This is a genomic window from Gracilimonas sp., from assembly GCF_031581265.1.
In the GTDB taxonomy this organism is placed as follows: Bacteria; Bacteroidota; Rhodothermia; order Balneolales; family Balneolaceae; genus Gracilimonas.
In genome coordinates, this window is sequence record NZ_JAVLBQ010000030.1 from 1 (window position 1) to 19,698 (window position 19,698).

The following is a 19,698-nucleotide window of genomic DNA, read 5'->3' on the forward strand; positions in this document are numbered from 1 at the left end:
TGCCACTGCACTGGGTCAGATTTTCTGGTATACGCTGGAAAGCCGGGATGAAAATGGGAATCCCGCAGGTGGATGGGATCCCCAAGAGTTGCGTTCCCTCCAGGATTTTTATGTGAAATACGGACTTTCCGGGGCACAGGGTGTCGCTGAGGTCGCTTCCATCGGGGGATATGTGAAGGAGTACCAAGTCGATATTGACCCCAATAAACTAAAAACCTATGAGGTCACTCTTTCACAGGTAATAGACGCAGTGCGAAAAGCCAATGCCGAAACAGGCGCACGAACCATCGAAATGAACAACGCGGAATACCTTGTGCGTGGTCTTGGTTACATTGAAAGCCTGGAAGATCTGGAATCAGCTGTGGTGAAAGTGGTGGATAATACGCCCATTCGCATTCAGGATGTGGGTTTTGTGAGTATGGGCCCGGCCCCACGAAGAGGAGCGCTGGATAAAGCCGGAGCAGAAGCTGTGGGTGGTGTGGTTGTTGCTAGGCAGGGAGCAAATCCTCAGCAGGTCATCGATAATGTAAAAGCTCAGATCGAAGAGATTTCAACCGGACTTCCTTCAAAAATACTGGATGACGGAACCGAATCTAAAGTTACCATAATACCCTTTTACGACCGCTCCACATTAATTTCCGAAACGCTGGGGACACTGGAAGAAGCACTATCCCTCCAAATCCTGATTACCATTATAGTCATCATCATTATGGTGATGAACCTTCGAACCTCAGTTTTGATCTCCACCATGCTGCCCATTGCTGTACTAATGACCTTCATTGCCATGAAATACTTTGGGGTGGATGCCAACATCGTAGCGCTTTCGGGGATCGCCATTGCTATTGGGACCATAGTGGATATGGGGGTGATCCTTTCCGAAAACATGCTTCGGCATATGGAGGAAATGGACGAAAATGAATCCTTACTGGAAGTCATTTACAACGCTACGGTGGAAGTAGCCGGAGCCGTATTGACCGCCATCACTACCACGATTGTTAGCTTTCTCCCTGTCTTTACGATGATTGCTGCTGAAGGAAAACTCTTTAAGCCACTGGCCTACACGAAGACCTTCGCACTGATTGCCTCCATTATCATGACTATCACGCTGATTCCTCCCTTTGCTCATTGGTTCTTCGGACTGAAGATCAACAATAGAAAATTAAAACTGAGCTGGAACGGATTATTGGTGATCTGTGGATTGATTACCATATTCACCATCTCCAGCTGGGGTGGGTTTCTGATTTTAGGGTTTGGACTGATTAATGGTGCAGGATTCTTTTTAGATGAAGGGTATCGAAATCGAATTCCGTTTTTGAATAATGCGCTTTCCATCATAATTGTAACCTGGCTCTTGACGGTATACTGGCTGCCATTCGGCCCATCGGTCTCTTTTGCCGGAAACCTGTTTTTTATTTTAATGTTGATTGCCCTAATTTTGACAGCCTTTTGGCTCATTATCAAATATTACCAACCCATCATTGGCTGGTGTCTTGATCATAAGAAAACCTTTCTCACTATCCCTTCTGCATTTGTTGTTTTTGGAATCATGATTTGGCTGGGATTTGCCACTACTTTTGGTTTTTTCGCTAACAGTTTTGATTTGATAGGAGTAGATGTCCGTGAAACTTCTGCATGGTCTTCTGCCTCCGAAACATTCCCCGGACTGGGCAAAGAATTCATGCCTGCACTCGATGAAGGTGCCTTCCTACTGATGCCAACCACTATGCCGCATGCCGGGGTGGAAGAGGCCGAGGATGTGATGCGTAAAATTGATATTGCCGTAAATGCCATTCCCGAAGTGGAGATGGTAGTTGGTAAAATGGGACGAACTGAATCAGCGTTAGATCCTGCCCCGGTTTCCATGTTCGAGAATGTGATCCTTTACAAAACCGAATACAAAACCGATGAAAACGGTCGGCGAATTCGATATCATGTAGATGAATCTGGTAATTTTGTAGAAGATGAAACCGGTGAGCTGATCCCGGATGAGGATGGCGAATATTACCGTCAATGGCGCGATCATATTCACTCGCCGGATGATATTTGGGATGAAATTGTTTCTGTTTCCCGAATCCCCGGAACCACCTCGGCTCCTAAACTTCAGCCCATTGAAACGCGTCTGGTGATGTTGCAATCCGGGATGCGAGCTCCCATGGGCGTGAAAATAAAAGGAAATGACTTACGGGAAATTGAGAACTTTGGACTGGAGCTTGAAGAGGTGTTGCGTGAAGCAGAGGGCGTTAAAAGTTCCTCGGTTTTTGCCGAGCGTATTGTCGGAAAACCATACCTGGAAGTGGACTGGAACCGACAGCACCTTGCTCGTTACGGACTTTCCGTTCAGGATGCGCAACGGTTTATGTCGGTGGGGGTGGGTGGAATGGCCGTATCTACCTCGGTTGAGGGTCGCGAGCGTTATCCCATTCGGGTTCGATTTGCACGCGAGTTGAGAGGTAATCCCGAGGCTTTGGGTGAACTTTTAGTGCCAACCAAAGATGGAACTGAGGTTCCCTTAGAACAACTTGCCGAAATCAAATACCGACAGGGACCACAGGCTATCAAAAGTGAAGATACCTTCTTGGTGGGCTACGTGATTTTTGATAAGGTGGATGGCTATGCCGAAGTGGAAGTGGTAGAAAATGCCCGGCGCGAAATTCAGGATAATGTGGATTCAGGTAATCTCACCATTCCTGCCGGTATCAATTTTGAATTTGCCGGTAATTATGAGAATCAGGTCCGGGCGGAAAAACGACTGAGTGTCATTTTGCCCATTGCGCTGGTCATCATTTTCCTGATTATGTATTTCCAATTCCGCTCGGTGAGTACCACCACCATGATTTTCAGCAGTATTTTTGTAGCCTGGGCGGGTGGATTTCTGCTAGTGTGGCTGTACGGTCAGGGCTGGTTCCTGAACTTTGATGTATTTGGCCAAAACATGCGCGACCTCTTCCAAATGGGAACCGTGAATTTGAGTGTGGCCGTGTGGGTGGGTTTCATCGCTTTATTTGGAATTGCTGCAGATGGAGGTGTAGTCATGGCCACCTATCTTGATCAGCTTTTCGAACGAATCAAACCGACAACATCTAAAGAATTGAGAGAAGTTGTAATTGAAGCAAGTACCCGAAGAATCCGTCCGACGCTGATGACAACGGCAACTACCATCCTGGCGTTGTTACCTGTTCTAACCTCTACCGGTCGCGGTGCAGATATCATGGTACCCATGGCTATCCCCAGTGTGGGCGGGATGTTTTTGCAGGTCATTACCCTGTTAGTGATCCCAGTGCTTTATTACATGTGGAAAGAATTTAAAATGAAACGAGAAATGTCATGAAAAATCTAACTAATAAAATGAAGACGGGCATTCTGACGAACCTCCCTGAAAAATCAAACCAACTAATTTTTCTGTCCCTCCCCGGGAGACACAGGTTCTGGCCAAATTCAAAAAGTTTAATTCGAATTAAAAAGGTTGGTCTTGGCAAGTACCCTATCTCTCTTTGGAGAGAGACCGGATTTAGCTCCGCTATAATCCAGAGAGAGGACCCTAAGGGCAACCAAGTTCGCATCACCCCAACTGGAACCAGAGGTTCCGGCAGGTATTCCTCCCGAGCATTCGGGAAGGTTGAGAACGAGCAGGAAGAAAATCCAACATTGAACGTGGAGAAGAAGTCCTCAGCGAACTTTGCGAAACCTCTGCGGTTAATAGCGATGGTGATACTACTCCTGTTGTCTTACACAACATCCGCCCAAACGATCACCCAATACCAACAGGAGGCCGCCGAAAATAACCCCGGGCTTAAAGCAAAATACCAGCAGTATTTATCGGCTCTGGAAGAAAGTCCCATTGTGGGAACCTTGCCCGATCCCGAAGTTTCATTCTCTTATTTCATCAAACCCATTGAAACAAGAGTAGGTCCTCAGCAAGGAAGGATCTCTGTTTCACAAATGCTGCCTTGGTTTGGCTCTTTGCAGGATCAACGTTCCGTTTCTGATCTTCGGGCAAAAGCGAAGTTTGAATCTTTTCAGGAAAGCCGAAATCGCATATTTCTGCAAGTAGAACAAACTCTATTGCAACTCTACGAACTACATGAAAGCATTCGCATAGCTGAAGAAAACCGAGCCATCCTAAATTCGTTAGTTGAGCTGAGTCTGGCACGATACGAAACCGATCGCGCCACGCAAGTAGATGTACTTCGAGCCCAAATTGAAGAGGAGGGTCTCAACATTCAGATCGAGTTGCTAAAGGATAATCGGAACGTCTTACTTCAGAAGATGAATGAGTTGCTGAACCGAAATGAAGGAACCAAAATCACATTACCGGATTCTTTGGGAGAAACTGACATCAAATCCCGAGAGGATCTAATGGCTCAAATTGAACATCAAAACCCAAATTTAAACCGCCTTCGATATCAAGAGGCTTCATCTGAGGTAATGAAATCACTGGCTCAAAAACAGAATAGACCGGGCATCAAACTAGGAGTGGATTACATTTTCACCGGTGAGACTGATATGCCAAACATAACTAACAGCGGTGAGGATGCACTTATGGTGATGGCCGGTTTAAGAGTACCCATCTTCGGGAAAAAGAATAATGCAAAAGTGCAGCAGGCTGAACGAAACATTCAAGATGTTCAATATCAAATCTCATCCCGTGAAAATTCTCTGCAAACCGAGTTAGATACCTCCCTTAGGGATTATAAAGACGCACAACGCAGATTCAAACTCTACAACGAAAAGCAAATTCAGCGGATCACACAAGCTATCAATATTATGATGGATGCCTATTCTTCCGACAGTTCTGAATTCGAGGAGATCCTGCGAATGCAGCGAAAACAACTGGAATACCAACTCAAACGCATTCAAGCAAAAACTGAGCAGCATAAAGCAAAAGCGTATATCCGATATTTATCCGGTGAGCATAATGTTAGTCAGGAGCTGTAATGGAATACCAAATATTGAATATTCACCAAAGAATTTTGAATGGGCTTGTAAGAAAGTCCTCCCTTGAGGGAGGTGGATTGCGTAGCGAATGCGGAGCAAGACGAAGGGTGTTGGCTTTGGAGGCATGTGAGTTTGAGAATGAACAGAATTGCCTTTTGCACCAACACCTATCATCCCGAATTCTCGGGAGAACAGCCACATTGGTTGATCTCTCCTCAACGAAAGACTTTAAAAAAATTCACCACTAATCATCAGACATCATGAAAACTAAAAACATACTTATTTACTCCGGAATCCTTTTGGGCGGACTCTTTCTCGGCTATCTGTTCTTTGGAGGAACGTCCGAGACTCAATCGCTTGAAGAACATATTGCAGAAACGCATACCGATGAAGAAGGTAATGTGGTTTACACCTGCAGCATGCACCCCCAAGTCAGAGAAAGCGAACCGGGAAATTGTCCCATTTGTGGGATGGAGCTCATTCCTGCTGACAATCTCAATGACAATGATTCTGAATCGATAAGTCCTAATGCTGTGCAGTTTTCTCAAGCAGCATTAGCATTGGCTGAAATCGAAACTACACCGGTCAGGACCGGCATTCCGGTAACAGAAACCCGTTTACCCGGCAAAGTAGCTGTGAATCAGAACCTTGTGTCGAATGTAACCGCCCATTTCCCGGGCCGGGTTCGAGAGCTATATGTTGATTACACCGGCGATTATGTGAGGAAAGGACAAAAATTAGCATCTATTTATTCACCGGAGCTTATTACTGCTCAGCGTGAGCTTTTGGAAACGGCCAGGTTCAAAGAGCAAAATCCTCGTTTATATGAGTCGGCACGACGTAAACTTTTACTTTGGGAGTTCCCGGAAGAAACCATTGATCAGATTGAAAGATCCAAAGAAGTGATGCAAGAGCTCGATTTCTTTTCCCCTGTTTCCGGCTATGTTTCACAGATTAATATTTCGAGGGAAGATCATGTACAAGAAGGATCCATGCTTTATCGCATCGCTGACCTTTCTAAGGTTTGGGTTGAATTTGACGCTTATGAATCTACAGTCAGTAACTTGAGTAATGGGGATAAAGTCGAATTTACGGTGAGTTCTGTTCCCGGGCAGATATTCACCGGGGATGTCAGCTTTATTCAGCCTTTTTTAGATGAAAATTCCCGAACGGTGGAGGTTCGCATAACTGCAGATAACCCCAATAACAGCATGAAGCCCGGCATGTTTGCGGAAGGTGTAATCTCATCCGGTTCATCCCAAACAGAAAAACTGTTGCTACCGCGATCAGCTGTAATGTGGACGGGAATACGCTCTATTGTTTTTGTGGATGTTTCGCAAAGTGAAAAGCCGGCTTTTGAGGCAAGGGTAGTAACATTGGGCAAAAGAGCCGGGAACGAGTATGTTATTGAATCAGGGTTAAAAGCCGGAGAACACGTAGTAACAAACGGAACTTTTAAAGTTGATGCAGCAGCACAGCTCAGCGATAAACTCAGCATGATGAACCCCGAACCCGGTTCAGGAGCCAACCGCGGAGCACATGACCACGGTGAAATGGAAAAGGATGAAGATGAAATAAACAATTCCGATATGGAGCCAATGGAAGATCACTCCGAACATCAAATGGAGGAAGACCTTGAAGTATTGGTTCCCAAATACTTGCAACTTCGGGAAGCCTTGTCTAACGATAATTTTGATTCCGCAAAAGAACACATCACCATGTTTACAGCAGACAACTTCAGTGACATTGAGGAGTTGAGAGCTGAATTTAAATCAATTTCTGAAATACTGATCAGTCGGGTTGAGGAGGAAGGATATGAAGGAACACTGTTCAAACAATACTGCCCTATGTATGATGGTGGAAGTGCCTGGATAAGTGACAAAGAAAATATTGAAAACCCATTTTATGGATCTCAGATGCATAACTGTGGAGAAACAGTAGAGCAGATGAATTAATGTATAAATCAATAACGGAGGTATCATGAAATTAGTAAAAGCATACATACGCCCCATGCTGCTTGAAGAAGTGTATAAAGCGCTACGTTCTGAAGGCCATTGTTGCATAACGGTTTTCAGAGGAGAAGGAGCTGGTCAATATACCGATCCTGACCATGCCCATGGCTCTTTGCAATTCCCGGCGATGCACTCCAAAGTCGTGAAAATCGAAATAGCAGCGGTAGAGGAAGACTTCAATTCTATTATTGAGATCATTCAACAAACTGCTTCAACAGGTTCCCGCGGAGATGGAATTATATTTGTCATACCTATTGAGAATATGATTAGAATCAGGGATGGTGAAGAGGGAGCTAAAGTAATAGAATAATAGGCTTACACTAAATAATAGGTAAGTATTAATCATCATTGTATAAGTTAACCCATTAGATAAATGATATTTTAAGTAGAGCAATCATTAACAAAACCATAAGATCATGAAAAAAATAAAATCAATTGTACTGTTACTGACAATAAGTTTAGGTCTGACCGTAACTGCTGTGGCTCAGCAACAAAATATGGAGCAGAAAAGGCAGCAAATGATGACCATGATGCAGGACTCATCTATGCAATCCATGATGATGGATCATATGATGGAGAACCCGGAAATGCGTGCCAAAATAATGCAGAGAATGATGAAATCACAAAAGATGGATCATTCTAAAATGATGGAAAACATGAACTCCATGATGAACAATCCTCAAATGAAAGAACGGATGAAAAAGCACATGGAAATGATGCAATCCATGATGGATGGGAATATGGATCATTCTAAGATGATGAATATGATGGGCAACTCATCGATGATGAACATGCATATGATGTGTATGCAAATGATGCAGGGAGGAATGATGGATTCGGGAATGAAGATGAAATCAGATTCAACCGATAATAAAGGAATGAACCATCATTAGTAAAAATAAAAAGGGGATGCAGTACATATTCATCCCCGAATTTTAAAACTTTAATTGATAGCGCTATGCATGAATTTCAATTTTTTGGAGGAGGCTGGATGATGTTTCTCTGGTTGTTTCTACTAATAGCTATAACCGCGATCATCGTGAAGTTTCTCTTCTTTTCAAAACCTCCTCAACCAAAATCTTCCCCACTTGAAATCCTTAAGCGAAAATATGCAAAAGGCGAAATTGACAAGGAAGAGTTCGAGGACCGAAAAAAGGACCTGAAATAAGTAGTAGGCTTTCACTATTTACCTACACCCAATTACTGTAAACTTAAATAAACAAACATGGACCTATTTATTACGCCCGATTGGGCCCCAAACATCCACCCTCTACTGGTGCACTTTCCCATTGCACTTTTAGTTACCGCCGTACTGGCAAATTTTGCTTCTCTTTTTATTCCAGATGAATGGTGGGATGAATCCAAAAACACGATCCTATATGTAACAGGAGCAATATTTAGCGGCATCACCTACTATAGCGGAACCGTAGCTGCAGATAGCGTTTTTCTTCCTACAGAGGCCCAATCAGTTCTCAGTGAGCATGCCGACTGGGCACAGTATCTTCTCTGGTTCTTTATTCTCTATTCAATACTACGGATTGCCTTTCACCGGTTTGATCTTTTTGATAAGAAAGCCTTTAAGATCATTGCTTTCATAACGGTTTTACCAGGATTATTTATGGTTTTTGAAACCGCTGAATATGGTGGAAAAATGGTATTTGGATATGGGGCGGGAACCGGTCAACTTTTGCAACAAGAAGAATCAGCTGCATCTGAAATAACAGATAGTACTACAACTGTTCCATCCTCCTTTGTCACTAAAGATAATGGAAACTGGACCTGGGAGATGAACTCAAATTCAGTCAGTGATCTAATCACTAATTTTCATTGGGTGGAAGGATCTTTACAAGCATTGAAGCCTACCATAGCTTCTGGCGATGCCCCTCTACTTCAACTTCAAGCTTCCGAGCAAGCGAACCTATTTGTCACCCATCAATCACACCAAAATGTACAAGTTGATTACTACCTCAATCTGGATGATTTAGATGGAGAAATAGAACTTATACATCACTTGCAGGATGCTAATAATTACGATTTTGTATCTCTGAATTCGGATGGGATTATTCGTCAGGGCAGAATACAAAACGGAGAAACAACCATTTTCGAAGAAGGCACTTATGAAGCCGATGGACAACTGTTTGTACGTGTAGTGGCAGACGAGACTCACTTCCGGGGATACATCAACAGAGAGATGAAAGTACATGGCCATAGCGATGCTCCCGAGAGCGGAAATGTGGGACTAAAGCTGCAGGGAAGTGGCTCAGTACTAATATCAAAAATTGAAATGATTCAACTCTAACTCAAAAATCATATCTATGAAATCACTTCTAAAAACAACCGTTTTATTCCTTTTGTTATCGGGAACAGTAATGGCTCAAACTGATCAGGCAGAGTCAAATGTATTGAAGGCGTTGGGAGATTTTAAAACAGCAATCGTTGAAAATGATTCTGATGCCGCCACTAATTTATTGGCTGATGACGCCCTGATACTGGAAAGCAGCGGCATGGAAACGAAAGAAGAATATCTTTCCCACCATTTTCATTCTGATGGAAAGTTTCTGACGGCTATGAACCGTGAAATCCTTACTCAAAAAGTTACAACTGAGGGCTCAACCGCATGGGTTAGCACTGTAAGTACTATGAAGGGAACGTATTCTGAAAGAGAAATGGACCTGACTTCACTTGAGCTTGCTGTATTGAGAAAAGAAGGGGATAATTGGAAGATTACCGCTATTCATTGGTCATCCCGTTAGGCAAAATCCAATCTAATTAAATGGAGGGTAAAATGGACCACCAGCATCACAACGAAGAGGAGCATAATCATAAAAAGGAAAACAACCATGATCATGATGGACATGAAAGTAACTCCCACCACGAACACCACAAGCAGATGGTGAGAGATTTCAAATGGCGCTTTTGGTGGGTACTTGCCTTAACTATTCCCATCATGGCACTATCACCGATGATACAAGATTTTCTGGGGGTAGATTGGCGGTTCATGGCGGATAAATGGATTCTTGCTGCACTTTCCACCGTTGTTTATTTCTTTGGGGGATGGCCTTTTCTAACTGGTTTAGTGGATGAACTCAAGAAGAAACAACCGGGAATGATGACCTTGATCGGTCTGGCAATTTCCATCGCCTTCCTCTACAGTACAGCCGTGGTTTTTGGATTCGAAGGGGATCTGCTGTATTGGGAGCTTTCAACGCTGGTTGGCATTATGCTTCTGGGTCACTGGATAGAAATGCGATCGGTGATGAGTGCTTCTTCCGCCCTGGAAGAGTTAGCTGCTTTAATCCCGGGCGAGGCGCATCGTGTAAAAGAGGATGGCTCCACTGAAGATGTTTCTGTGGAAGAATTGCAAAAGGGCGATAAAGTCCTCATCAAACCGGGAGAAAAAATTCCGGCAGATGGTGTGGTAGTGAAGGGGGAATCGAGCGTTAACGAAGCCATGCTTACCGGAGAATCCAAGCCGGTAAGTAAACAAAAAGACGATGAGGTAATTGGTGGATCAGTAAATGAAAAAGGCTCTCTTACTATACAAATTTCTAAAACAGGGGACGATTCATTCTTATCTCAGGTTATTAACCTGGTAAGAGAAGCGCAGGAAAGTAAGTCTCGAACCCAGGATTTAGCTAATCGGGCTGCTTTTTGGCTGACCATCGTTTCCATCACCGCTGGACTCATCACCTTTGGCGCATGGGTATTCTTCACCGGGCAAAGCTTTGATTTTGCAATGAACCGAACCGTGGCTGTCATGGTAATTACCTGTCCACACGCTTTGGGGCTGGCTATTCCCTTGGTGGTATCGCGGTCGACCAGTATTGCTGCTACCAATGGCTTTCTTATTCGCAACCGGTCTGCTTTTGAGCAAGCTAGAAACCTCGATGCAATTATATTCGACAAAACCGGTACCCTGACGGAAGGCACCTTCACAGTAACTGATATTTTGAATTTTGGTGGTGAATTCTCCGATGAAGACCTCCTGAAATACGCGGCATCATTAGAGAAAAATTCTGAACACCCACTCGCTAAGGGTATTTTAGAGAAAGCAGGTGAAACTTGGGAGCCGAAAGAATTTGACTCCATCACCGGAAAAGGAATTGAAGGGAAAGTGAATGGGAAGTCAGTGAAAGTGGTCAGCCCAGGATACATTCGTGAAAAAGAGTTGGATTATCCTGAAGATGAAGTGGAAGAGATCTCATCACAGGGAAAAACAGTCGTGTTTGTGATTTTAGAAGATGAATTGATTGGAGCGATTGCCTTGGGAGATGAAATCCGAGAATCCTCAAAAAATGCCATCAATGCACTACACGATATGGGCATTGAGTGCATTATGCTGACTGGCGACAATCAACAAACGGCCGATTATGTGGCTGGTGAATTAGGCATTGATCAGGTGTTTGCCGAAGTACTACCGGATGAAAAGGCTGATAAAGTGAAGGAAGTTCAGGGACAAGGCAAACTCGTTGCCATGACCGGTGATGGCGTGAATGATGCTCCGGCTTTGGCCCAGGCGGATGTAGGTATTGCCATCGGCGCCGGCTCGGATGTAGCCGTGGAAACCGGAGATATCGTGCTCGTTAAAAACAATCCCGAAGATGTAACTGCACTTATCAAACTTTCTAAATCTACCTACCGAAAAATGGTACAGAACCTCTGGTGGGCTTCCGGGTATAATATCGGAGCCATTCCACTTGCAGCCGGTGTTCTCTTTGCTTGGGGGATTATTTTAAGTCCTGCTGTAGGAGCTATTTTGATGTCTTTGAGTACGGTTATTGTTGCTGTTAATGCACGATTCTTGGAACTGGAATAATCTATTCACCCAAGAATATGTTTTTTACTCTAAATTATGTACACAGATATCTAGATGTTAAAGGTAGAAGCTTTTCCGAGTTCACTATCTACTTCAACTTGAAATAGATAGTGGCTAGTTGATCACAAAGGAGCAAGCCAAAAAATCAGTGTCTTACTTGGTTTGATGCAATCCCTTCATTATAATCTATAGACTTTCAATTCAACTCATTCATCATGCAGGAAAAAGCTTATAGCTATACTACTGAAGAAGTAAAAGTAACCTGGGACCAAAAACGATGCATCCATGCTGAGGAATGTGTCCATGGGTTGCCCAATGTTTTTGATCCCGATAAAAAACCCTGGATTCAACCGGAAAATGCCTCCGTCGAGGAATTAACAAACACGATAAAACGATGTCCCACAGGTGCTTTACATTATGAAATAAAGAACAAGGATGAGCAGGAAGAAGCTCCCGATCAGAATGTTATTACCATTGAAAAAGACGGTCCCATTTACATTAATGGTGAAGTTGTAATACGCGATATGGATGAAAACATTATCCTCAAAGATACCCGTGTTGCCATGTGCCGGTGCGGAAAATCCAAGAACAAACCACTCTGTGATAACTCTCACATTGATGCCGACTTCAAAGCAGACACTACTTACAACGTTGAGCGGTTGCGCACTGAACCCGTTGAAGGAAAGGGGGGGGAACTTTCAATCAAGCTATTCGATAATGCTCCCTTTTTAGTTCAGGGAAATTATGATCTGGTTGGTGAAGAAACCGGAACTGAGACCTGCAGTAAGAAGATGAGCTTTTGCAGATGCGGCGGTTCTCAAACCAAACCGTTTTGTGATGGAAGCCATAAGAAAATTGGATTTGTAAGTACTTAATGGTTTTTCATTAATCGTTAATCGGGTATTTATTAACTTTTGAATACAGTTTATCACATTTTCCCAATAACGAATAACCATTAACGAATTTACGAATCACCAAATGCCCAATCCAAAGATCATAATAGCCATCGCTGCCATACTGTTAGCCCTTGCCGTTGCTGCCGGTGCTTTTGGAGCGCATGCTCTCAAGAATATACTTTCAGCAGAACGACTTGAAACCTGGCAAACAGCGGTCCAATATCACGCCTGGCACGCATTGGGATTGCTACTCATCGCACTGATCGGTTCACAATTTGATATTGCCATTGCCTGGCCGTCATCGTTACTCTTGGCGGGAATTATTATTTTCTCAGGTAGCTTATATGCTCTTTGCCTTAGCGGAATTGGATGGCTGGGAGCTATTACTCCTATTGGTGGTGTTGCCTTTATAGCCGGCTGGATTGTTCTGGCAGTTCAGGCGTTCCGTAACCTCAATTAATACCATTATGAAACTATTTAAAATTACACTGGTCATTTTATTTTTATCTGTTTTCACAGGGGAAGTTTTTGCCCAAAATGAAGTCCTCCGAGAACGAAATTCGTTGTACGGCATATCCGAGTTTGGGGTGGTAGTTAACATTGAAAAACCCAAGAGTCTGGAAGATGTAACTCTAAGCGTGGATAGTGTGAGAGCATTACTTGTAGAATAGTTGAATGAACTACCCGTTACCATTTTGGAAGACGAAACCCTGCGCGATTCCGATCAATTTCCCATTCTGCATTTACATGTCAATATTATGAACGCCAGTCTTGGGGCTTATCCTTTTACTGCTGTATTAAAGTTCTATCAGCCGGTCAAACTTCCATTGAATAATGATGTCCAAACCATGGGTTCAACTTGGCATGATAGTTTTATCGGAGTAGTTACCCCGGACCTTATCGATTACATTGCCGCTAAGTCAGCTGGTTTAGCCGGTAACTTTAAGATCGACTATCAAAGTGTAAACTCAAGATAAATCGTAATTCCGGACGATGAATATTGAAGATTTTTATCACTATTGCCTCTCCTTTCCGGGCACTGAAGAAGATTTTCCCTTCGACGAAAATACCCTCGTATTTAAAGTCATGGGAAAGATGTTCGCCCTCACCAATGTTGATACTTTTGAAAGTATAAATTTGAAATGTGACCCGGTGGAAGCCTTGGAATTAAGAGCGGCTTATCACGAAATCAAACCCGGTTACCACATGAATAAAAAACACTGGAACACCGTAAGTACGAAAGGAAGTTTACAGGATGACTTTATAAAAGACTTAGTTCAGCATTCTTATGAATTAGTGGTACAAAACTTGCCAAAAAAGTTTAAAAAGAAGCTGAAGTCATTGAATAACGAGTAGCGTCTTTATTTTCCGGGTGCTAATCCCTTTATCCTGCTGAATGTTTTTTTGAGGTGGGTCCAGAAAAATTCAAACTGACCAAAAATAGCGGCATAAATCAACAGGAAAATATTGTACATCGGGAAGATTGTAAGCAACCAAATAAAGGTCTTAAACCAAAAGGGATCAGTGGCTTCTACTCCAAGAATAGGGAACAAAAACCGCCGGGCATAAAGTGCACTAAAACCGGTCAAAGAGAATACAAGCATTATGATCAAAACTTGCCAATTACTCTCAATGCCCCATTTTGATTTTAGTTTGTTGAAAAATTGCATGAATTAATTTTTAATTAGCCAATAAAATATCCTTTTTCTAAGCTTATATGAAGTCAAATAGTTAGAATTATATATTCTTCTGATTTTACAAATTATGAACTTGCTTTCTTGCTATTGCTACTTCCTGCAAGTAGTTTCAGCCGGAAGGAAGGATTATTGAGAAAATATTAAGACTATTATACGTGGTATGCGAGCTTACTTAACTGAAACGTTTGGCGCGTTTTTTCTTGTTTTGGCTTTTGGCTTTACAGGAGATCCACTTGCAATTGGATTAACTTTAATAGCTTTGATCTATATTGGTTATCCCATTTCGGGCGGACATTATAATCCGGCCGTTTCTTTTGCCTTTTTCCTAAAACAAGAGCTAAGCCTGCCTCAATTTTTAGGATACGTTCTTAGCCAAACCATTGGAAGTATTTTAGCTGCTGTTACTATTTTGTTCTTATCTTCTTCGGTATTTTATGTTGAACCGCCTACCGATACTAACTTATACCAACAAGCTTTTGCGGAACTTCTCTTCACCGGGATATTTGTGATCATTATGATGATTTTTTCTTTATCACGCTCCCAGGGGAAAAGAAATCTTTTGGGCCTGGTGGCCGGACTTACGTTTGCGGGAATGTTGATGATAACTATCCCGATTTCCGGAGGAATTTTAAATCCCGTTACCTCTATAGGAACCGCTCTTATAGACTTCATTAACGGGGGTAATTCCTATGTCCACGTTTTACTATATACGCTGGCACCACTTTGCGGGTGTGCTTTAGCGGCTTTTAAATATGTTTATTTCAATCCACCAAGGGAAGCGTAAAGTAAAACCGGCTTCCTTGCCCAACTTCACTTTCCACCTTAATTTCACTTTGATGGGCGTTTAGAATGCCTTTCACTACAGAAAGTCCTAATCCGGTACCTCCTTTATCACGAGAGCGGGCTTTATCGGTACGGTAGAATCTATCAAACAGTCGGTCCAGATGTTCTTTACCAATACCCGGCCCGGTATCCTGAACATAGACTTCTACAACCTCCTCCTTCTTCTCTAAGCCTACCTCAATTCTCCCTTCCGGAGTGTACTTAATCGCGTTGGAGATCAGGTTATCTAACACCTGTTCAATTTTGTCGGGATCGGCATTAACTATACAAGAGCTGACATTATTGGTCTCCAACTCCAGTCCTTTCTTTTCAGCAATAGGTTGAAATACATTTTGGGCTTCATCAACCAGGCTTTTTAAATCAATATTTTGTCTGTTTAAGAAACTTTCATCAAAATCATATCGCTGTAGCGTTTTTATATCCTCGAACAACCTTGCAACTCGCTTGATTTGTTTTTGAGCCGTATTCATATACTGTTTCTTCTTTTCGGGCTGAAGTTTTTCAATTTCCAGCATCTCCAAAGCCCCGGCAATAGTATGCAGCGGATTCCTCACTTCGTGTGTTATATCTGCAAAAAACTGGCTCTGTTTTTCATTCAGTTTCTTTAGTTCTTCATTATCAGCCCGAAGTGTTTCGGCCATATGGTTGAGAGAATCTGCCAGGGTACCAAATTCATCATTCCGTTTAAGATCTATTTTTCGGTCAAAATTTCCCCTTGCAATATCAAGTGCCGCAGCGTTTAGCTGGAGTATAGGGGATGCCATATATCGGGCAAATAAAAAGCTCACTATAATAACTGCTCCGATAGAAAAGAACATCCCTGCATAAATAATATGCCGGATGCTGGCTACAGCTGCATAATATTCGCTTTTATCCTGGCTGATTCTCAAATATTGTGCTGCATTTTCAGATTGTCCTAAATCGACATAAGCTATTAACTTTTGCGTGCTGTCACTATTTATCACAATAGGTTCCCCATCCTGACGCTCCAGTTCAGCCATCAGTGAAGCTTCCACATAGGGAGCTTCCCCCTCAAATTCCTCCTCCGGAAATTGCAGAAAACGAATTCCATCTTTGTCATAAACGGCAATTTCATATTGGGAAAGCTCGGCTTGCCGCTGAATCTTTTGATCGAATTGAGCGTCTTCATTAAAACTGCTTGCGGCTAACGCTAAAGAAAGAGCATCCCGCTCAAATTGTTCTGCACCCTCATCCAGCAGAAAACTACGAATAGTTAAAATTGAGTAAGTACTTATGGTAATAATTCCAATTACCAATAGTATTATGTAGGTCCACGCAAGTTTGGAGCGAATTTTCATGAATGCAAGTATTCTTTATTGAACCCATACCCAACTCCGCGATAGGTTTTAATGAGCTTGCCTTCTTCTCCCATTTTTAAACGAAGGTTTTTCACATGGACATCCACAGTGCGGTCAAAAACGTATTTTTCTTCATCTGATATTTTTTCCAAAATCTGCTGACGACTGTACACTAATTTTGGATTCTGGAATATCATTTCAGCAATGGTGTACTCGGTATGGGTCAAATCAATTAACTCTTCGTTGATGTACATTTCTTTTGAATCTACATCCAGATACACTTTGCCGTATTGAATCCAATTACTTTTATCGGGAGAGCGACGGCGTAATTGTGTTTCCACATGCGCTTTTACCAAGTTCAGGCTTGCGGGTTTTTTGATGTAATCATCAGCCCCCAACTCAAGTCCTTCTATTTCATCTTTTTCTTCATCACGTGCAGTTAAAAACAGCACCGGGATATCATAAATAACAGGGTGCTTTCGGATGTTGCGACAGATTTCTTTTCCGTCATGATGAGGAACCATGATATCTAAAATAGCCAGGTGAATTTCATTGGCGTTATTTTCAATATACTCAAGAGCCTTTTTTCCGTCTTTAGCCCAAAGGACATCATAGTCATTCAGTTCGAGGAAATTAGCCAGCATCTCTCCTGACTCTTCTTCATCTTCCATTAAAAGGATGGTGTGTTTGGTGCTCATTTGGTTATTGAGTTTGAGTTATTTTTTTAGGTAAATGTAAGCAGAAAGCAGCACTCAGTAAGTAGTTATTGTATCAGAAATTTTTCCGGTGAACGAATCATTGAACCAAGCATTTTCCTACTTCTTCATATTTAGTGTTAAAATAAGCATGTTGCCTCTTGTTGATATAGCCACAGTTAAATGCAAAATCAATCCAAACTATGGTCTCGGAACACTCAGAATCTGTAAGCTTGCTTACAAAATGCTTAGGATACCTTCTTTTTCTATATGCTTCAGCAATATTTGTTGGAACTGACCTCGATGATCTTCGAATCTGATCAGTAAGTGAATATTTTTCTTCCTTAGGAAAGTTTTTGGATATATTAAAAATTTCCATAGCTAATTTGTAAGATAACTTATATACAGTTAAATCTTTAAATCCTTGATACATATTTTCTCCCAAATTATTTAACTGCTTTTTGCTTACTGCCTCCTGCATTCTTGGAATAAAGGAAATGAAGAACAGCAAAAAGTAAACACTTATATTTGAACAAAAATAATACTTCACCATGAATTACCAAGGAAAAACCATATGGATAACCGGGGCTTCATCTGGCATTGGAGAAGCTTTTGCGAAAGCGTTCTATAAAGAAGGTGCAAACCTGATTCTGTCATCCCGCAGAAAAGAGGCGCTTTTGGAAGTAAAGAAAAGTCTTGGAAATGATACCTCAAATGTAAAAATCATCACCCTTGACCTTACTGAAACGGATTCTTTCCCCAAAAAAACCAAAGATGCCTTAGCTACTTTTGGGCAAATTGATGTGCTTATTAATAATGGTGGAATTAGTCAGCGCTCAACGGTTTTAGAATCAGAAATGAGTACCTACCGGCGACTTATGGAAGTGAATTACTTTGGGGCCATAGGTCTCACTAAAGAAGTCCTTCCTCATATGGTAGAGCGACAATCCGGGCATATTATAGTTACAAGCAGTGTAGCAGGTAAAATTGGTACCAAATTTCGTTCCGGATATGCTGCCAGTAAACATGCAGTACAGGGCTTTTTCAACTCACTTCGTCAAGAAATGTATGAACACAATGTTGCGGTGACTTTGCTGTGTCCCGGTTTTATTAAAACTGATATTAGCAAAAATGCACTTACGGGCGACGGATCCAAATTCGGCAGGATGGGAGATGCCCATAAAAAAGCAATGACCGCCGATGAAATGGTGGACAAGGTGATGCCAAAAATTAAGTCCAAAAAAGAAGAGATTTATGTCGCCGGTTTTAAAGAGGGTTTGGCTATTTGGGTACAGCGTATTTCACCGACATTGTTAAATAAGATCTTGAAAAATCAGAAAGTTACTTAGATTCGTTTTTGGTATAATCGTTAATGGTTTTTGTTTACCACCCGTATACCGAGTAACCATTACACCAATAACGAAAACAGGTCACCCCAGCCGTCTCCTTTTGGTCAAATAAGCCAGCAGAGATTGATCAAATGGGGCCTGCGTATCCATTTCTTCAAAATCGATTTCAAATTCACTGCAGGCCATGCGGAATTTCTTGGTATATTCTGCTACTTTTTCCTGGTAATCTTTGCGAACTTGCGCCGGCAGCACTTCCACTTCATCCCCTAATTCCATGTCTTCAAAGACAAACCTGCGATCCGGAAAATCAAGATCGCGTTCACTTTTCTTTTCAAGTACATTAAAAAGGAGTACTTCATGTTTGCGATGCCGAAGGTGCTTCAGGGCTGAAATAATCTCCTCATGCTCACCGACATTTTCAAATAAGTCGGTGATGATTACTACCAAACTGCGGTGATTAAGTCGCTCTGCCACCTCATGGATAGCTTGGGCTGAGGCTGTCTTACGTCGTTCCTCCTCCCCTTTTTCTTCGCGAATTAATTCCCGCTCCAGCTCCGTATAAATTTGGCGTAAATGTGAATACGTCGACTTTGCCGGGATAAACTTATCAATCTTAGAGTTGAATGGAATCAAGCCGCAAGCATCTCGCTGCCGGTGCATCATATACATTAATGAAGCAGCATAATGGATGCCGTACCGAAGTTTCGTCCATTCCCCAAAATGTTTAAACAACATAGAAGAACTGTTATCGAGCATTATATAGGCCCGAAGATTGGTTTCCTCTTGATACTGCTTTACATAAAATCGTTCCTTTTTGGCATATACTTTCCAGTCGATGTGCTTGAAATCATCCCCTTGGTTATAGGGGCGGTGCTCAGCAAACTCCACACTGAATCCGTGAAAGGGACTTTTATGCAGGCCGGAAATAAAGCCCTCCACAATTTTTTTAGCCCGCAGCTCAAGGGATGAAATTTTCGATAATATGCTTGGTTCTAAAATCATACTCTATGGTAACAGTATAAATCAATTATTGAAAGTCATTATGTGTATTGGGCATTACCTTCCAAAAATTTTTGCAACTAAAGAGCAACTGACAAGTTTAAGTCCAAAAACTGAGCGGAGTTTATCATATCCTA

Annotated in this window: 21 protein-coding genes; 16 read left to right on the top strand and 5 right to left on the bottom strand. The window is 42.2% G+C overall.

Annotation, left to right across the window (positions count from 1 at the left end):
• From RI561_RS10475 to RI561_RS10540, 14 genes are all read left to right on the top strand, one after another.
• Positions 1-3,328, top strand: a 3,328-nt coding sequence (locus RI561_RS10475) for an efflux RND transporter permease subunit (RefSeq protein WP_395080187.1), incomplete at its 5' end; no start/stop codon positions are given.
• Positions 3,325-4,935, top strand: a complete 1,611-nt coding sequence (locus tag RI561_RS10480) for a TolC family protein (RefSeq protein WP_395080188.1) — start codon at positions 3,325-3,327, stop codon at positions 4,933-4,935. The genes RI561_RS10475 and RI561_RS10480, both read left to right, overlap by 4 nt.
• Positions 4,936-5,195: 260 nt before the next feature.
• Positions 5,196-6,890, top strand: coding sequence for an efflux RND transporter periplasmic adaptor subunit (locus RI561_RS10485; RefSeq protein ID WP_395080189.1), 1,695 nt, complete (start codon positions 5,196-5,198; stop codon positions 6,888-6,890).
• A gap of 25 nt (positions 6,891-6,915) precedes the next feature.
• Positions 6,916-7,257, top strand: a complete 342-nt coding sequence (locus RI561_RS10490) for a P-II family nitrogen regulator (protein ID WP_395080190.1) — start codon at positions 6,916-6,918, stop codon at positions 7,255-7,257.
• Positions 7,258-7,363: 106 nt separating this feature from the next.
• On the top strand, positions 7,364-7,840 hold the full coding sequence (locus RI561_RS10495; protein WP_395080191.1) for a hypothetical protein: 477 nt from the start codon (positions 7,364-7,366) through the stop codon (positions 7,838-7,840).
• A 65-nt stretch (positions 7,841-7,905) separates the two neighbouring features.
• A complete protein-coding gene (locus tag RI561_RS10500) occupies positions 7,906-8,115 on the top strand; it encodes an SHOCT domain-containing protein (RefSeq protein WP_395080192.1) in 210 nt (69 codons plus the stop codon).
• A 57-nt stretch (positions 8,116-8,172) separates the two neighbouring features.
• Positions 8,173-9,246 carry a DUF2231 domain-containing protein gene (locus RI561_RS10505; RefSeq protein WP_395080193.1) on the top strand — a complete coding sequence of 358 codons (1,074 nt, stop codon included), beginning with the start codon at positions 8,173-8,175 and terminating at the stop codon, positions 9,244-9,246.
• Between the two features lie 16 nt (positions 9,247-9,262).
• Entirely contained in the window at positions 9,263-9,700 is a 438-nt protein-coding gene (locus RI561_RS10510) for a YybH family protein (RefSeq protein WP_395080194.1), read from the top strand.
• Positions 9,701-9,732: 32 nt separating this feature from the next.
• Positions 9,733-11,763 carry a copper-translocating P-type ATPase gene (locus RI561_RS10515; protein ID WP_395080195.1) on the top strand — a complete coding sequence of 677 codons (2,031 nt, stop codon included), beginning with the start codon at positions 9,733-9,735 and terminating at the stop codon, positions 11,761-11,763.
• A gap of 215 nt (positions 11,764-11,978) precedes the next feature.
• Positions 11,979-12,638 (top strand): CDGSH iron-sulfur domain-containing protein, encoded by a 660-nt coding sequence (locus RI561_RS10520; protein ID WP_395080196.1) that lies wholly within the window; start codon positions 11,979-11,981, stop codon positions 12,636-12,638.
• Between the two features lie 103 nt (positions 12,639-12,741).
• On the top strand, positions 12,742-13,119 hold the full coding sequence (locus RI561_RS10525) for a DUF423 domain-containing protein (RefSeq protein ID WP_395080197.1): 378 nt from the start codon (positions 12,742-12,744) through the stop codon (positions 13,117-13,119).
• Between the two features lie 7 nt (positions 13,120-13,126).
• Positions 13,127-13,330 carry a hypothetical protein gene (locus tag RI561_RS10530; protein ID WP_395080198.1) on the top strand — a complete coding sequence of 68 codons (204 nt, stop codon included), beginning with the start codon at positions 13,127-13,129 and terminating at the stop codon, positions 13,328-13,330.
• Positions 13,331-13,636, top strand: coding sequence for a hypothetical protein (locus RI561_RS10535; RefSeq protein WP_395080199.1), 306 nt, complete (start codon positions 13,331-13,333; stop codon positions 13,634-13,636).
• A gap of 16 nt (positions 13,637-13,652) precedes the next feature.
• Positions 13,653-14,015 carry an MmcQ/YjbR family DNA-binding protein gene (locus RI561_RS10540; RefSeq protein ID WP_395080200.1) on the top strand — a complete coding sequence of 121 codons (363 nt, stop codon included), beginning with the start codon at positions 13,653-13,655 and terminating at the stop codon, positions 14,013-14,015.
• Positions 14,016-14,020: 5 nt separating this feature from the next.
• Here the strand turns inward: RI561_RS10540 and RI561_RS10545 are convergent, their stop codons facing one another.
• Positions 14,021-14,329, bottom strand: a complete 309-nt coding sequence (locus tag RI561_RS10545; protein ID WP_395080201.1) for a DUF6787 family protein — start codon at positions 14,327-14,329, stop codon at positions 14,021-14,023.
• Between the two features lie 187 nt (positions 14,330-14,516).
• On the opposite strand from RI561_RS10545, the gene RI561_RS10550 reads away from it, so the two are divergent.
• Entirely contained in the window at positions 14,517-15,140 is a 624-nt protein-coding gene (locus tag RI561_RS10550) for an MIP/aquaporin family protein (protein WP_395080202.1), read from the top strand.
• Here the strand turns inward: RI561_RS10550 and RI561_RS10555 are convergent.
• The 3 genes from RI561_RS10555 to RI561_RS10565 form a co-directional block, all read right to left on the bottom strand.
• Positions 15,118-16,518 (bottom strand): sensor histidine kinase, encoded by a 1,401-nt coding sequence (locus RI561_RS10555; RefSeq protein WP_395080203.1) that lies wholly within the window; start codon positions 16,516-16,518, stop codon positions 15,118-15,120. The genes RI561_RS10550 and RI561_RS10555 overlap by 23 nt on opposite strands.
• A complete protein-coding gene (locus tag RI561_RS10560) occupies positions 16,515-17,216 on the bottom strand; it encodes a response regulator transcription factor (RefSeq protein WP_395080204.1) in 702 nt (233 codons plus the stop codon). Before RI561_RS10560 ends, RI561_RS10555 begins: the two co-directional genes overlap by 4 nt.
• A 97-nt stretch (positions 17,217-17,313) precedes the next feature.
• Positions 17,314-17,694, bottom strand: coding sequence for a four helix bundle protein (locus RI561_RS10565; protein WP_395080205.1), 381 nt, complete (start codon positions 17,692-17,694; stop codon positions 17,314-17,316).
• A 70-nt stretch (positions 17,695-17,764) separates the two neighbouring features.
• On the opposite strand from RI561_RS10565, the gene RI561_RS10570 reads away from it, so the two are divergent.
• Positions 17,765-18,562, top strand: coding sequence for an SDR family oxidoreductase (locus RI561_RS10570; protein ID WP_395080206.1), 798 nt, complete (start codon positions 17,765-17,767; stop codon positions 18,560-18,562).
• Positions 18,563-18,643: 81 nt separating this feature from the next.
• Here the strand turns inward: RI561_RS10570 and RI561_RS10575 are convergent, their stop codons facing one another.
• Positions 18,644-19,564 carry a DUF58 domain-containing protein gene (locus tag RI561_RS10575; RefSeq protein WP_395080207.1) on the bottom strand — a complete coding sequence of 307 codons (921 nt, stop codon included), beginning with the start codon at positions 19,562-19,564 and terminating at the stop codon, positions 18,644-18,646.
• Positions 19,565-19,698: the final 134 nt, after the last annotated feature.